The organism is Pseudoalteromonas sp. UBA2102 (assembly GCF_002331165.1).
Lineage (GTDB): Bacteria > Pseudomonadota > Gammaproteobacteria > Enterobacterales > Alteromonadaceae > Pseudoalteromonas > Pseudoalteromonas atlantica.
Window position 1 is genome coordinate 4,350 of the sequence record NZ_DCYU01000125.1, and the last position, 15,189, is coordinate 19,538.

General features: G+C 40.0%; 13 protein-coding genes. 8 read left to right on the forward strand and 5 right to left on the reverse strand.

The window, feature by feature from the left end:
• The 3 genes from B2R65_RS16660 to B2R65_RS16670 all read right to left on the reverse strand — a co-directional run.
• On the reverse strand, positions 1 to 724 hold a 724-nt coding region (locus B2R65_RS16660; RefSeq protein WP_286744521.1), incomplete at its 3' end, for an MFS transporter.
• Positions 725 to 760: 36 nt separating this feature from the next.
• Entirely contained in the window at positions 761 to 1,855 is a 1,095-nt protein-coding gene (locus tag B2R65_RS16665) for a FecR family protein (RefSeq protein ID WP_004585932.1), read from the reverse strand.
• The gene (locus tag B2R65_RS16670; protein WP_004585933.1) at positions 1,848 to 2,420 is read right to left on the reverse strand and encodes an RNA polymerase sigma factor; all 573 of its coding nucleotides are present in this window, start codon (positions 2,418 to 2,420) and stop codon (positions 1,848 to 1,850) included. The genes B2R65_RS16665 and B2R65_RS16670 overlap by 8 nt, the downstream gene beginning before the upstream one ends.
• Before the next feature lie 356 nt (positions 2,421 to 2,776).
• Here B2R65_RS16670 and B2R65_RS16675 point away from each other — a divergent pair, with 356 nt between their 5' ends.
• The 5 genes from B2R65_RS16675 to B2R65_RS16695 all read left to right on the forward strand — a co-directional run bounded on the left by B2R65_RS16675 (position 2,777) and on the right by B2R65_RS16695 (position 9,791).
• Entirely contained in the window at positions 2,777 to 6,070 is a 3,294-nt protein-coding gene (locus B2R65_RS16675; RefSeq protein ID WP_083901788.1) for a TonB-dependent receptor, read from the forward strand.
• Positions 6,071 to 6,141: 71 nt separating this feature from the next.
• Positions 6,142 to 7,698, forward strand: a complete 1,557-nt coding sequence (locus B2R65_RS16680) for a tryptophan halogenase family protein (RefSeq protein ID WP_286744527.1) — start codon at positions 6,142 to 6,144, stop codon at positions 7,696 to 7,698.
• A 38-nt stretch (positions 7,699 to 7,736) separates the two neighbouring features.
• Positions 7,737 to 8,477, forward strand: coding sequence for a SapC family protein (locus B2R65_RS16685; RefSeq protein WP_286744530.1), 741 nt, complete (start codon positions 7,737 to 7,739; stop codon positions 8,475 to 8,477).
• Positions 8,470 to 9,189: a DUF6445 family protein gene (locus tag B2R65_RS16690; RefSeq protein WP_286744532.1), complete on the forward strand. Its 720-nt coding sequence runs from the start codon at positions 8,470 to 8,472 to the stop codon at positions 9,187 to 9,189. The genes B2R65_RS16685 and B2R65_RS16690 overlap by 8 nt, the downstream gene beginning before the upstream one ends.
• A gap of 182 nt (positions 9,190 to 9,371) precedes the next feature.
• On the forward strand, positions 9,372 to 9,791 hold the full coding sequence (locus B2R65_RS16695) for a GNAT family N-acetyltransferase (RefSeq protein WP_286744534.1): 420 nt from the start codon (positions 9,372 to 9,374) through the stop codon (positions 9,789 to 9,791).
• A gap of 293 nt (positions 9,792 to 10,084) precedes the next feature.
• Here the strand turns inward: B2R65_RS16695 and B2R65_RS16700 are convergent, their stop codons facing one another.
• Positions 10,085 to 10,579, reverse strand: coding sequence for a phosphatase domain-containing protein (locus B2R65_RS16700; protein WP_286744536.1), 495 nt, complete (start codon positions 10,577 to 10,579; stop codon positions 10,085 to 10,087).
• Positions 10,580 to 10,668: 89 nt separating this feature from the next.
• Here B2R65_RS16700 and B2R65_RS16705 point away from each other — a divergent pair, with 89 nt between their 5' ends.
• The 3 genes from B2R65_RS16705 (at position 10,669) to B2R65_RS16715 (ending at position 14,940) form a co-directional block, all read left to right on the forward strand.
• Complete coding sequence (locus B2R65_RS16705) at positions 10,669 to 12,906, forward strand: exonuclease domain-containing protein (RefSeq protein ID WP_286744538.1); 2,238 nt, start codon at positions 10,669 to 10,671, stop codon at positions 12,904 to 12,906.
• Between the two features lie 136 nt (positions 12,907 to 13,042).
• Positions 13,043 to 13,924 carry a RodZ family helix-turn-helix domain-containing protein gene (locus B2R65_RS16710; protein WP_286744540.1) on the forward strand — a complete coding sequence of 294 codons (882 nt, stop codon included), beginning with the start codon at positions 13,043 to 13,045 and terminating at the stop codon, positions 13,922 to 13,924.
• Between the two features lie 62 nt (positions 13,925 to 13,986).
• Positions 13,987 to 14,940 carry a hypothetical protein gene (locus B2R65_RS16715; RefSeq protein ID WP_286744541.1) on the forward strand — a complete coding sequence of 318 codons (954 nt, stop codon included), beginning with the start codon at positions 13,987 to 13,989 and terminating at the stop codon, positions 14,938 to 14,940.
• On the opposite strand, the gene B2R65_RS16720 is transcribed toward B2R65_RS16715, so the two are convergent.
• The coding region (locus B2R65_RS16720; protein ID WP_286744543.1) for a S8 family serine peptidase at positions 14,924 to 15,189 on the reverse strand (266 nt) is incomplete at its 5' end. The genes B2R65_RS16715 and B2R65_RS16720 overlap by 17 nt on opposite strands.

Here is a 15,189-nt window from a genome sequence, read left to right on the forward strand (position 1 = left end):
CAGCAACGTTGTCGTTCGAAATTTTACTAAATACTGTTTTTGCATCGTCTACTTTACCTTGCGCCACTAAATAACGAGGCGACTCAGGAATAAACAACACACCCACTAAAAACAGTATTGCAGGCACAAGCTCAGCCCAAAACATCCAACGCCAAGCGGCTATATCAAGCATTAAAATATTTTGCGCACTACCTGCTGCATCAGCAATTAAATAGTTACTTAAAAATGCAGCAAATAAACCCAATACAATAGCGAGTTGTTGTAATGTAGCTAAACGACCACGAAGGGCAGGTGGAGCAACTTCTGCAATATAAGCCGGCGCTAATACCGATGCAGCACCAATACCTAAGCCACCAAATAAGCGGTAAAAAATAAACTCGGCCGAGCTTTCGCTAATGCCCGAACCAAACGCACTAATGGCAAAAATAATCGCGGTGATGATCATAATTGCACGCCGGCCAAACTTATCAGCCAGCGGCCCCGCAGCAAGTGCACCTAAGGCACACCCAAGTAATACAGACGCTACGTTAAAGCCCGTAGCCACACTGCTTGAGTTAAACGCATTACCGAGTGCCGACACTGTGCCGTTAATAACACCCGAGTCAAAACCAAATAAAAAGCCACCAATAGCAGCCACTGCAGAGATAAAAATTACGTAAAAAAGAGAGCATGTGCCCAATGTGTGCGCCGAGCTATTACTGCTCGGCGAGAGAGGTGATGTCATAATTGTGTGTCCTGGTTTTTATTATTGTGTACTTTACTATATTGAGACGTGTGGTGCTGCGTATTTTAAACGAATTTTATCTGGGCTAACTCTTTCATAATCAATATTAAAATTATTGTTTAATACTTCTAGCAGTCCTTTAATATCGCCCGTTTTGAACATGCCAGCTACTTGTACTTTTTTGAGACGGTCATCCTCTGAAAGCTCGAAATCTATATTGGTATAGCGGCTGATTTCAGCCATGGCTTCAGCAAGTGATTCACCTCTAAATATTAAGCTACCTTTACGCCACGATAATCTAGCGGCTACATCCATAGGATCAACTTTTTCGGCCGCTTTAGCAATTTTGCCTTTGAAGCTTAAATCAAGTTTTTCTCCCTTTGACACCGAAGTTGAACTATTTGATAAATACTGACCTTGTTTATTAGTCCCTTGGGAAAGATTTGGTAACGGTTTGGTACTTTGCTCTGCAACAAGGACTTTGCCATCTGTCACAATCAGTTCTATTTGCTTTTGACCTACTTCTACATTAAATGCAGTACCAACAGCCTGAATAACTTTATCACCAGCGATAACACTTAAAGGGCGCATTTTATCGTGAGCTACGTCTATATGAATTTCGCCACGCAGTAAATTTATTACGCGAGCGTGTTGGGTATACCTCACTTGAACAAAGCTATTTGTGTTTAAGGTGATTTTACTTTTATCAGAAAGCAGTATGTCCTTACTTTCACCTACGTCGGTTTGAAAGTTAAGCTGTTTAGCAACCACAGCTGATTGATTAACCGGGTAAAAAAATGAAAAGTTAAACGCTTCTTGAAAAAAGCTAAGTGCAACAGCTAATAAAATAGATGCAGCTGTTGCACCTAACCACACAGGGAGGCGTTTTTGTTTTACTGGTGTTTGTGGAAACAGATCTGACAAGCGGCTGAGGTCGTCCATTTTGTCCCACAGCTGTGCTACTTCAAGTAACACCTCTACATTTTTATAAGATTGTGACAACCATTGCTTTAACGCTTGTTCTTCGAGCTTAGACAGTCCACGATCAAGTTTAGCCAGCCACTCACTTGCTTTATCAAGGCGCGCATCGTCGCTAGTGTTTCGTTCGTTTATATGATGAACATTACTCATTCCTCCCTCCTGCATTTAGCTGCGAAGAAGTATTTGGTTGCCCATAAACACTTTTTGTAGATTGACGCATAAATTGCGTACAACGTTTCATGCCTGTTGCTATATGTTTTTCCACGGTACTTTCACTAAGGTTTAATTGAGCAGCAATTTCTCGCTGCGAATAACCATACACTTTTTTTAATACAAACACTTTACGGCACTGCACAGGTAAAAGCCGTATGGCTTCACAAAAATTAGAAAATTCACTATCGGTGAGTGCTTTTTCGTACATTTCGTCTTGCTGGTGTTCCGATAAGAGTTGCTCTAACGCTTCCATGTTGTCGATCCCATCGACTAGGCGTATATTGGCTTGCTTTTGGTAATCGAGCGCTAAATTTCGCGCCGTTTTATAAATAAAAGATTTTGGTGAGCTTATGTTTTCAGTGTTTTTAATCTGACAAATTCGCACATAAGTTTCTTGCACTATATCTTCAATTTCATGTGGCGGCACTATACGTGCAACTACATTTGAGAGACTTTTGCGCGAGGCCAAATAGACCTTATAAAAAAGTGTGTCTTTCGTCATTTAGTGTGTGTCTCGTGTGTGTGTTTACGGCAATTATTGTTATTGTTTTGCCAATACAAACTAAGACGAATGGTAAGAAAAAATCCGCCATTAAATTTAAAAAATAAATAAGTTTTTTTATTTTTAAATTTAATGTTCACTAACCGCAAAGGGCATAAAGCTTGTAATGTAAAGGCGAAGTGTACTACAGTTTTTGCCATTATAAATACCTTACTAAGTACTGGCTCTGTACTTTAGAAACTTTAACTTTTTAATTAATAAGTAAAAAATTGCAATGTGGACTGTATTTTTAATTGTTTAAAAATACAGTTAAAAGCGCAAACAATAAAAATAATAAAGGCATAAAAAAAATTAGCATGGCTAGTCAAAAAAATAATTTATTAAAAAAAAATAAAAAAAATTTATGGAGGAAAATAAAAAGTCACTCGTCTTTGTTCTGTGTGTGGCCAAAAACTATACACAAGGAATATTTACATTTGCCGCTTTGTTTACCGCTTTATGCGCTGGTTTTTAGCTTACTCACCACCGAGGTAAAAGCGAGCGCTGTAAACGATAAAGCTGTGTTTAATATTCCAAGACAAAGGGCCGATTTATCGCTAATAAATTTTGCCGAGCAAGCCGATATTACTTTGCTTTTTCCGCTGGATAAAATTCAGCAGTTACAAACAAATACTATTGCTGGCGAGTATTCAATAATAAACGCATTACAGATTTTACTCGATGGCACAGGGTTGCAACCGCATGTTAGCGAAGATGGGCAAATATCTATTTTAATAGACCCAAGTTTCGAGAGAACTGACAACATGGCTAACTATAAAAAAAATGGCGTGTCCAGTGCTGTACTAGCTGTACTAAGCACAATGGCAACGCTCCCTGCAGTGGCAGAGACAGCAGCACAAGAACCAGAAATAATTGAAGTACGCGGGATCAGAGGCTCGCTTGGCCGAGCTATGGATGCCAAAAGAGAAGCGGGCGGCGTGGTCGACTCCATTTCAGCAGAAGATATTGGTAAATTTCCTGACACAAATTTAGCTGAGTCTTTACAGCGAATTACGGGGGTTTCAATAGACCGTTCAGGCGGTGAAGGGCAGCTTATTACGGTGCGTGGTTTTGGCCCGCAGTTTAATACTGTGCTTGTAAATGGTCGCCAAATGGCCTCTGAAAATCAAAGCCGTGCGTTTAGCTTTGATACTATTGCATCAGAGCTAGTTAAAAGCTTAGATGTATTTAAAACCTCAACAGCCACTATGCAATCTGGTGGTATTGGCTCAACAGTAAATGTAAATACTGCGCGACCATTTGCGATTAGCGGTTTTAAAGTGGCAGGTAGCGTTAAGGGTATTTACGATGAAAATAGCGAAGAAACTACACCTGAAATTTCTGGATTAATTAGTAATACATTTAATGATGACACATTGGGTGTTTTGTTCGCTGTTTCTCGCCAAGAGCGCGAAACACGCTTAAACCAGGCGCAGGTAGACGGCTGGTTAGAAAACGTGGGCGTCCCAAACCCGCAAACTCAAAGCGGGCAAGCATACACCGGTAATATTTTTTCGCCGCGTAATTACGATCATAAAGTAACAACAGAAACACGTACACGTACCAATGCAAACTTAGTAATACAGTACGCACCTTCAGATGATTTAGTTATCACTGCTGATGCGCTCTATTCTGATTTTGATGTAGAAGCAGACACAACGTCTTATGGGCATTGGTTTACAGCGCCAAACTTAGAAGGCTTTGGCGGCGCTGCAGGGCCAACTGTTGATGAAAATGGCACTGTGGTTGATTTATATCAAGAGGTAGGCCTTGCCACCGATATGCACGCTAAAAAGTTTGATCGTTTAACCAACTCTAGCGCATTAGGTTTAAACTTTGATTGGCATGTAAACGATAACTTAAATATGAAGTTTGATTTAAGCCACTCAAAAGCTGAGCGTGAGGCTAATAATGGTGGCGGGGATCAGTTATCGTTGATTGGCTATGCTAACCGAGTTCGATTTGAAGTGGATGGGGGTATTTTACCTTATGCGAGTGAGTTTGCCTCTGCTAACCCTAACATTTATAGCGGCCAGCAAGAGCTGGACGGTGTTGCTTATAACCCTGCAGTTACACCTGATGGCGTATCAAACCATTTAGATACAGCCAATAGCCGAGCACATGTAATGCTACGCCGTGGTTGGGCTGTAGAAGATACCGTGGATCAGTTTCGTTGGGATAGCATTTGGCATAACGATGGTACATCAGGCCTAGTTTCGGTCAAATTTGGTGCTATGTATTCAACTGAAACAAAAAATCTTGATCGTTGGGATAACGAAGGTGTTGGTATTCACTGTACTTTTTGTGGTTACCCAGATGACCCAAGTATGGATGGCTTAGCGCAATTTGTATTTGACGCAGGAGATGACTTTTTATCTGATGTGAGCGGCAGCGGTCGTATGCCAACGTCATGGCTTGCACATGATGGTGAGGCAAACTTTGCGTACCTTGAGCAAATAGCTGCAGCGAATGGTCAGCCTATTAGTTTTGATGCAGTTAAGCGTAATAAGTCGTTTGAGATAACTGAAGATACTTTCTCGTTTTATACAGAATTTGATTTTGAAGCTGAACTTGCAGGCATGCCTTTATACGCAACAGCCGGCTTTAGATACGAAAGCACCGATGTAGAAGTAAAAGGCACAGACGAGCCAGTTAGTGCATTAACGATCTTAGATAAAACGGAAATGCTTGCTAACTTTGGCGCCGTAGAAAATATTTCAGCAAGTTCAGATTACGAAGCGATTTTACCTAACTTTAGTGTAAAGCTTGAAATAAGTGATGAGCTAATAGCACGTGCTGCTGTATCACAAACAATTACACGACCAACACTCGATAGTATGTCGCCTGTAACTGTAATCGAAACAACTCGGCAGGGGGGCAACTTAACATCAAGCTCTGGTAACCCTGAACTTGAACCGTTTACCTCTGATAACTTAGATTTATCATTAGAGTGGTATTACGCTGATGCCAGTTATTTATCCGCTGGTTACTTTAGAAAGAATGTTGCTAACTTCATTATCAATACCACTGAAGATTTAACCTTTGAATTGTCTGGTGGCGGATTGTTGACTGACCCTTCAACAGGTAACGATGTAGATAGCCCTGATGCAGCCGACTCAACGGCTGTATTTACAAACACCTTACCAAATAATAGCGAATCGGCGATTGTTGATGGCTGGGAAATAGCCTTACAGCATAGTTTTGACAGTGGCTTTGGCTTTATGGTTAATGCAACATTTGTAGACAGTGATGCAGAGCTAGACCCTGCAGATATAACTCAAGTATTTGCATTAACAGGCTTAAGCGACTCTTATAATGTGGTTGGCTTTTATGAGAATGGACCATTTCAAGCGCGTTTAGCCTATAACTGGCGCGATAGCTTCGTACAGTCACTTACACAGCTAAATGGTGATGGTGTGACAATTGTGGAAGATTACGCACAACTTGATGCTAGCGGCAGCTATGACATTACCGAAAATGTATCGGTATTTTTTGAAGGTATTAACTTAACCGAAGAATATGTGCACAAGCGTGGTCGTTTTTCTAATCAATTATTATTGGTTGAAGATAGCGGACGACGTTTTGCGTTAGGTATTCGCGGTAGTTTTTAACTTTAATTAATAAAGTGGCTTTTACATTTAGTAATAGCCACTTTTTAAATATGCCTTTATAGGTAACAAGTATGAACCAGCAAAATAAAAAAATAAAAACAGTGGTTGTCGTTGGTGGTGGTATAGCGGGCTGGCTAACAGCCGGACGATTAGCGGCGCACCATAAAAGTAATACCCCCAATGGTCTTAATGTTGTGCTAGTTGAATCTCCAAATGTACCAATTATAGGTGTTGGTGAAGGCACTTGGCCTACCATGCGTAGTACATTAATAGCACTTGGTATTAGCGAAACCGACTTTATACGTGAGTGCGAAGCAAGCTTTAAGCAAGGTGCAAAATTTGCCAAATGGGTGGATGGCAGCAATGATGATTTTTATTATCACCCATTAGTTTTGCCACAGGGCTTTTCAAAAACAGATATGGCAGGGCATTGGTTAAATAACACCGCTGAGTCAACGTCTTTTTCAAATGCAGTGTGTTACCAAGAAGCTATTTGTGAGCAAGGGCTTGCTCCTAAAACAATTCGCACCCCAGAATATGCTGCCTTAGCCAATTATGCCTACCACTTAGACTCGGCAAAATTTGCCGTTTTTTTACAAAAACATTGTACGCAGGAGCTTGGCGTTAAACATTTTTTAGCTGATGTAACACAGGTCAATAGTGCTAAAAATGGCGATATTGCAAGTGTTACCACAAAGCAACAAGGTGAAATTAGCGGTGATTTATTTGTCGATTGTACCGGTTTTTCATCATTGTTATTAGGCGAGCATTATAAGGTTCCTTTTATGCCTTGCGATGATGTGCTGTTTATCGATACCGCCTTAGCAGTGCAAGTCCCCTATGAGAATGAAGATGAGAGCATTGCGTCTCACACAATTTCAACAGCGCAAGAAGCAGGCTGGATATGGGATATAGGGTTACAACACCGCCGTGGGGTAGGTTATGTGTATTCGAGTAAATACAGTAGCGAAGCACAAGCACGAGAAAAGCTTAAAGAGTATGTTGGCGATAAAATAGAGTCGTTAACAATTAGAAAAATCCCTATTAAAAGTGGCCATCGCTCACACTTTTGGCAGAACAACTGTGTTGCGGTAGGGCTTTCGGCTGGCTTTTTGGAACCGCTTGAAGCTTCTGCATTGGTATTAGTAGAAATGTCAGCGCAAATGATAAGCGAACAACTCCCCCACACCCGCGATATTATGGATATTACCGCCAAGCGCTTTAATGAGACGTTTAGCTACAGGTGGGAAAAAATAATCGACTTTTTAAAGTTACACTATATTTTATCAACCCGTGACGATAACGCATTTTGGCGTGATAACAGAGACCCAAAAACGATTCCTCAAAGCCTACAAGATCTAATGAAATTATGGCAATACCGCGCCCCTGCTGACCACGACTTTACAAGTAACAATGAGGTGTTTCCAGCGGCGAGTTATCAATATGTTTTATATGGTATGGGCTTTAAAAGTGACTACAGCACAACTTCCTATATGCTTAAAGACACTGATTTTGCTAAAAGTCAGTTTGATAAAAATAAAAGCATGATAAACCAAGCAGTCACTAACTTACCTAGTAACCGAGAATTGTTAAATAAAATTAAGAGACATGGCTTTAGCACTATTTAGCTTAAAAATTTACCCATAAAAACAATAAAGAGACACGCATGGAAAATTTAGTCGCATTAGAGCAAAGTGCTCATCAGCATATAAAAATAGACACACAAAAAGCACAATCACACGCTGAAAACATTAATATGATCCCTGTTGTTATGGCAGAACTTAATCAAATTGCCGTTCAGCAGCCTATAGTTTTTGCAAAAAACTCAGAAACAGGGGAGTTTACACTCAATGCTTTATTAGGCTTTGAGCAACATGAGAACTTGTTTTATCAGCACTCGCAGTGGCAGGGAGTATATTTACCGCTTCAGTTACAGCGTCAGCCATTTTTTGTTGGTGATACTCATTCAAAGCAAACTCAATACCCTGTGTGTATTAATTTAAATAGCCCAGCAGTTATTAATAACCAAGCGCAAAGCCAGAATGATTTAGAACCAATTTATACCCAAAACGCAGAAGAAAGTGGTTATTTTAAAAAAATAAAGCAGTGTTTAGGGCATTTACTACAAGGCGAAATAGACAATAAAAAGTTAATAGATACCTTGTTACAGCATGAGCTACTGCAGCCATTATCGCTTGAGGTAACGTTTCAGAACAGTCAAAAAACAAAGTTAAACGGCTTATACACTATTAATCAAGAAAGACTCGCACAACTTGATAGTGATCAAATTACGCTTTTACATCAACGCGCTTTATTACCAGCTATTTATACTGTTATAACCTCACTTGGCCAAATATACCCATTGATTGAGCGTAAAAATGCGGTGCTTAATTTAGCCGATGATTGATTTTACACTTAACAAAAATATGGTGTTACAGATACACACTGTTGGGGAAGAGCAAACCCCAATTATTGTCATTGATGGTTTTGTAAATAATGTAGATGCACTTATTAATTTTGCTGTGTTTTCTCAAAACGCCAGAGAAACATTTTGCGCACAAGAAAGTGATTTTTATCCAGGAGTAAGAAAAGCAGCACCGCTTAGTTATATCGAGCGGTTAAAAGACCTTGCGCCAATTATTAATTCACACTTTGATATGACAGATAAAAGCGAGTTTGATGTAATACTTTCTGCTTTTTCAATTGCATGCACTGAACCTGATGAGCTAAGGCCAATACAAATGCTCCCTCATTTTGATACACCTAATATGAATCAACTTGCTATGGTGCACTTTTTATGTGATGAAACGCATGGTGGCACTTCATTTTATAAGCATAGAGCCCTAGGGTATGAACGCATAACAAAAGAGCGACTTATGCCATATAGGCAAACTATTAAGCAGCAAGCCATGGCGCAAAAGCTTCACAAAAACCCACATTATATAAATGGCAGTACAGCTTTGTTTGAGCAAGTTTACAGTGTAGAGGCAAAGTTAAATAGGGTTGTTATATACCCAAGCAACTTATTGCATTCTGGTAATATAAATGCGGCTAACGATTATGCACGCGATCCAATTAATGGGCGTTTAACTATTAGTAGCTTTGCTGTTTTACGTTAGCTTTTTATTAACTGCTAAAACTTTCAAAGTATTCTTTTAAGTTAAAAGTTGAATATGTCCCCTGAAAGCTGGTTAAAACTAATTAACCAATTAGCACTCGTAATTTATAGCGCAGTTTAGCTTATTCAATTAAAGTGGCTAATTAGTTTATTGAGTATTAATTCTTTTTTGAGGCTAGATGGATGCTAGAGATTGTTGCTACTGAAGACTTAAAGACTGCCGCACAGTTTACGTTTAACAATATGAAACCCTATTACGAAATGTATGCGGTAGATTGGGATGTAGAAGACGTTTATCAAGCTACCAAAAACCTTAAAAATTTTGATATTTTGTGTAAGGAGCAACACATAGGTGTCGTGCGCTTATCGTTTGATGAAGGGCGTTGCCAACTTCGCGATATTCAGATTGCAGCTACTTATCAAAACAAAGGTTATGGTGTTCACGTTATTGCTAAAGTAGTTGATATGGCTCGTCAACAAGGCGTCAAATTCATAGATCTCAAAGTATTTCAGCTAAGCCCAGCATTTAAGTTATATAGCCGTATTGGATTTGCAGTCGATAGAAAAGACGATCGTTTTTACTACATGAGCTTGCAAGTCTAATAGCAACAGTATTAAGAGGCGTAAAGTACTTGGTTTCACTACTCTTTAGCTAACTTTAGTCAAGTCCGACTGTATTGCCTTATGCAGGCATTAGTTTTTAGGAGACCGAGGTGTACTTAATTGCTGTGTGGTCTGCTCAAAAATTTAAAAGTACATTTAGGCCTGCAGGTATTGGCTCAATCCTATTTGGTGTTTTTTTGGTTTACATAATTACGATTAGTTACCGTTAATAAGTGGCTAAGCTTGCCAAGGGTAACTAAGAATGAGCGTTAACATATTACCCAGTTCCTGCTTCATACCTCAAAGTTATTAAAGTACTCTTTTTGCAGATCTATAGTAAGCGCTTTAGGGCGAATACCTTGTACTAAGCTGTATACCTCATCTTTTGTGTAACCTGCCGAATTTAAAATAAGCGCAGCAACCAACCCTGTGCGGCCAGTGCCGCCTTTGCAATGAATGGCAATGGTTTGTTTTTGCTGTATGGCTTGTAGTATGTCTGTTTTGTGGGTATTCCAGCTTGATGTAAAAGGCTGTTTGGGTGCTTCGTCGTCATTTATAGGTAAATGAAACCAGGTTATATCGTGCTTTTTGCACTCACTATTAATTGTTTGAACGTTGTTTTTTTCAAGCTCCTTTTGTGGCATAAGCGATAGTAGCATGTGAGTGCCAGCGGCTTTTAATGTAGCGATTGAATCCGCTAGGTTTTGCGTTTTTGTACCAGGGCAAGGCGTAAAAATAATATTTGCGCCGTTATTGAGTGATAAAACATCGTATGGGTGCGCGCTCATGGTAAGTCCTTTATTTTTAATAAATTTACTTTTATACGCTCACTATAGCGTGTTTTAGTTACAAGTTTAAGATTGAATAAAAAGCACAAATGCTAGATACTGTTTTTATATACAGTTGTGGCGATGTTATGAAAAAAGAATTACCAGCAAAATACTATTTAGCGCATTTTAGAGAGCTTATTGAGTTTGTAACAAGTAAATGTATGCATTTACTTGAGCCTAAACATAGTGAATTTATTAGTAAAATTAACCAACTAGATGAGCAAAGCCAATGCATGTTGGCGCGTGTGTATTCGCGCAAACCTTATTTAGTGCAGGCGCAATCGCTTAATTATGAAGAAATAACTTCGCCGCATCAGGCTATTTATACGCTAAAAACAGCGGGTATTTTATATGAGCCAAACGCACAGCATTACAAGCAGCTTATAGCGCATTTAACTAAGCCCATGCTGGTGGAGTTACTCAGTAATTACAGTGAGCAAATAAGCTTTAAAAAAAGCGCAGCTAAAGGGGAGTTGGTCACTATTACGTGCCAATTTTTTAGTGAGCGCGCAGATGAGCTTGCCCCTTTATATAGCCAATATGTGATAAATAACCGTGAAGATTATTACGAATATTTTGAGTTTTTATTTGCAGGGCGCTTAAGTAGTGGCGATGTAAACCATCAAAACCGCTTTGTTATGCGCGATTTAGGGTTAACTGCTACCCGCGAAGGGCACAGCGAGAGCTTATCGCGCTTTAATACACTCGCTGAGGCGCAATCTAATTACGTTTTAAATCGTTACCGTTTAGCGTTTAAAAACATTGGCAAAATAGCCGGTAATACAAAAGATGAAACCTTTGATGACAAAACCCCTTACACCGAGCTTGCGCATTTAGTTTTAGCGCAACCGGCGCATGGCGCACAAGCGCACGACATTAAAAATAAACTGCTGGTTAGGCTGTATAAACAACTTAAAAATACCGATAGCGAACTTGCCTTTAGCCTACTTGAAGGCTGCACCGATTACGCTGAAGCCCAAGAAATTCAAATAAGAGAGCAATACCGCTTAGGTAATAAAGAGTGGGTAAAAGCGCAGCTAGAGCAAATTATAGAAAACCCGCTCACCGAAGATTTACTGTACTTTGCTGATGACTTTTTAATGCGTAAGTTTAATAAACAAACGCGTTCGCGCTTAAGCACCATGCTGGCCGACACCCAGTGTGTGCTTGAAATTGACGAAATTTACCGAGGCGATGTAGAGCAAGGCGTAAATGAGCATTACAGTACAAAAGGGTTAACGGTTTTTAATACCGAAAACACCTTATGGCAAAGCTTGTTTGGCTTAGTATTTTGGCACGAGTTATTTATTGAATCGCCATACCCGCCGTGTAATGAATTTGATATTTACCCGCAAGTTTTACAGCTTGGTAATTTTTATGAAGCACAAAGCACGCAAATTGACGCACGTTTAAAAAGCTGTAGCACTAATCAGGCGCTGCTTAATTTGGTATGTAAACATGCCGCGCAGTATTTTGAGCAGCCCAATGGTTTATTTAGATGGCGCAGCAATTTATTAGAGCCACTAGAGGCACTTATTTTAAACAGCCCGCTTGAAGCGTTAATTGCGCACTTAACAGCTATGAGCAAACACTATTTACAGCTAAAAGACGGCTACCCCGACTTAATGGTTATTAATAATGGCCAAGTACATTTTGAAGAGGTAAAAGCCCCAGGCGATAAGCTTAGGCGCAACCAATTAACCACCATTGATAATTTAAAAAATGTAGGTTTTACAGTACATATTGCTGCTGTTAAGTGGTTTGTAGATCCTAACCGTATTTACAGCGTGGTTGATATAGAAACCACGGGTGGCTTAAAAGGCGGTAACCGCATTACCGAAATTGGCATTGTTAAAGTGCAGCACGGTAAAGTAATTGATACCTGGACGACACTTATTAATCCGCAGCGCCATATCCCAAGCTTTATTACTAAATTGACCGGCATAAGCGATGGCATGGTTTACAACGCGCCTGTATTTGCCGATATAGCACAGCCACTACTAGATAAACTTGCAGGCAGTATTTTTGTAGCCCATAACGTAAACTTTGATTACGGTTTTATTAAAAAAGAATGCGAGGTTGCAGGGCACTTTTTTAAAATGCCAAAAATGTGCACCGTGGTTGAATCGCGCAGAGCGTTTAAAGGGCTAAAGTCGTATTCGCTTGGTAACCTTAGTGCGCATTTTAATTTAAATTTAACCAGTCATCACCGCGCATTGGCCGATGCTACCGCCACTGCCGAGCTGTTATTGCTGATCAAAAACAGTGAAACGCTAACGCAGTAAACGAGTAATTTATATTTAAGAGTATGAAACTTAAATAATTAAGTAACGTTATTATAATTTTTTATTTATTTTTGGAATAAAGTGTTTTTGTAAATCGTCTTCTTTATGTCAATCCGACAAACTAGAGGACAAAACAATGACTAAATTAAATAAAATTGTAAGCGTAATGATGTTAAGCGGTGTGTGTACTTTTACAGGTGCAGTGCATGCCGCTGATATTGAACTATCTCAGTCAACGTCGGCGCAGCAACAAACATCTACATCTATTGCGCTTTCACAAAATGGTTTAACAGCCAGTGGTAGCAACGAGTCAAACGTATCTAACGATACACAAGTAACGGCTGATGATTCGCAAAACACAGATTCAACGGCGAATAATACGCAAACTCCAGCGCAAGAAAGCAGTGAGGCCGCAGAGCCTGCAAATACATTAGTTGCATCTGCAAGCGGATCTTTAAATAATGCATTAAATGCATCGGCCGCGTCTTTAAATACCACAAGCACTACCACAGCCAATACAGCGCTTGATACAACAACGCAGTTAACCTCATCGGCGGGTAATTTAACAACCGCTGTGAGCCAGTCGTCATTACTTTCTGTTACCTCTGAGCAAGGCACTCAGCCAGACTCTACCGATACACCAGCCGATGCCTCTTTACTTTCAAATGTGGGCAGCGCTACCGATTCAGTTACACAAGCTGATGCAACTAATGAAACTAATGCCGGTGAGCTTACAAACCAATTAGCAATTACTAATACGGCTGCAAACTCAGTGAGTTCTGCACTGCAAATGGGTGATGCAATTAATACCAGTAATGAAGTAGTAAGCAGTGTTCAGCAATCTTTAATTGCCAGTGTGCAAGACAGTACGGTTAGTAGTTTACAAAGCACGGTACAGCAAAGTGTTAGCGGGCAGGTGAGTGCAGCGGTTACTGATCAAATTAGTAACGATGTAGCACTTAGCACCGCAAGTGAAGTAGTAACCAACATTACTAACGATTTAGACCTAGGCCTTTAATACGCCAAGTGCTTGCACAAATGCCGAATGGGGAAACCTATTCGGCCTGTTGGAGAATAAATATGAAAGCAGTTATAACCGCCACATTGTGTGTTTTTAGTGCTCAAGCGGTGCTTGCACAAACTAACCACATTAAAACAGCTGATCAAAATAAGCCCTTTAAAAGTAGCTTTGAAGTAAATGCAGATGCAGAAGTTGGGGTATTAAGTAACTCGGCGCTCTCTGTTCAGGAGCTTGACGATATTTCCTCGCAAAGCGACAGCGGCATCAAAACCGCAGCCGGTGTTAATGCAAAATGGCAAGTAACCAAAGGCGCTAAATTAACCTCAAGCTATAAGTTTGAACAACAAGACTACGATGAGTTTGATCAATACGATTTAGACCTGCATCAATACGGTTTAGATGGCAGTTATAGCTTTAATAGCCATGAGCTAGGGGTTCGTTACGATGGCGCAAAAGCAAATGTAGATGGCGATACATTTTTACATTTTAATCAAGCTAGCGCCTACTATGGCCATTTTTTAAACCCGCATACGTATTTGCGTATGAGTGTAAAAACCAAAGCTAAACGTTTTGCTACTGCAAAAGCACGTAATGCCGACGGCGTAGGCGGTGATGTAGCGCTTTATCATTTTATAAATAATGGCCAAACCATGCTAATGGCAGCGCTAAGTGCTGATAAAGAAAATGCCGACGACAACCAATACGACTTTAACGGCTACGGTTTTACTACTAAAGTTACGCACAAATTTACGGCCTTTAATTTAGCGAATAAAGTGGGCGCAGGCTGGCGTTATCAAAATAAAGATTACGATGAGCAAACAACGGATGATTTTTTTGAGCAAATACCGTCGCGAGATGAGCACCGAAATGTCGTTAATGCGTTTTATAACCTAGCTGTGTTTGAGCACGTAACACTCATAGCCGAGGCTGAATATGGCGATTATCAATCAAAGCTTAGTAGCAATACCTATACGCAATCGGTTTTATCGGCGTCAGTTAAAGTGCACTTTTAGGTGGGTAAATGGCACCATAACCAAAGGTGGTGTCTTTGCCATGCTCGCCTAAGTCGATGGCAAGCGATGTAAGCTCGTTAAGTGCTTTGGTTTTATTATTACCATGCTTTAACAATAAACAACTTAATGCCGCGCTTACATGCGGCGCCGCCATTGACGTACCCGACTCCCTTCCAAATTTTCCATTGCCTTGGCTTGTAACAACATTTACACCAAGGGCTGCAAAGTCTATGTAATCGCCTTTATTTG

Coding starts and splice junctions, on each gene's coding strand:
- B2R65_RS16665 (WP_004585932.1), bottom strand. CDS start 1,855: ATGAGTAATGTTCATCATATAAACGAACGAAACACTAGCGACGATGCG.
- B2R65_RS16670 (WP_004585933.1), bottom strand. CDS start 2,420: ATGACGAAAGACACACTTTTTTATAAGGTCTATTTGGCCTCGCGCAAA.
- B2R65_RS16675 (WP_083901788.1), top strand. CDS start 2,777: ATGGCTAGTCAAAAAAATAATTTATTAAAAAAAAATAAAAAAAATTTA.
- B2R65_RS16680 (WP_286744527.1), top strand. CDS start 6,142: ATGAACCAGCAAAATAAAAAAATAAAAACAGTGGTTGTCGTTGGTGGT.
- B2R65_RS16685 (WP_286744530.1), top strand. CDS start 7,737: ATGGAAAATTTAGTCGCATTAGAGCAAAGTGCTCATCAGCATATAAAA.
- B2R65_RS16690 (WP_286744532.1), top strand. CDS start 8,470: ATGATTGATTTTACACTTAACAAAAATATGGTGTTACAGATACACACT.
- B2R65_RS16695 (WP_286744534.1), top strand. CDS start 9,372: ATGCTAGAGATTGTTGCTACTGAAGACTTAAAGACTGCCGCACAGTTT.
- B2R65_RS16700 (WP_286744536.1), bottom strand. CDS start 10,579: ATGAGCGCGCACCCATACGATGTTTTATCACTCAATAACGGCGCAAAT.
- B2R65_RS16705 (WP_286744538.1), top strand. CDS start 10,669: ATGCTAGATACTGTTTTTATATACAGTTGTGGCGATGTTATGAAAAAA.
- B2R65_RS16710 (WP_286744540.1), top strand. CDS start 13,043: ATGACTAAATTAAATAAAATTGTAAGCGTAATGATGTTAAGCGGTGTG.
- B2R65_RS16715 (WP_286744541.1), top strand. CDS start 13,987: ATGAAAGCAGTTATAACCGCCACATTGTGTGTTTTTAGTGCTCAAGCG.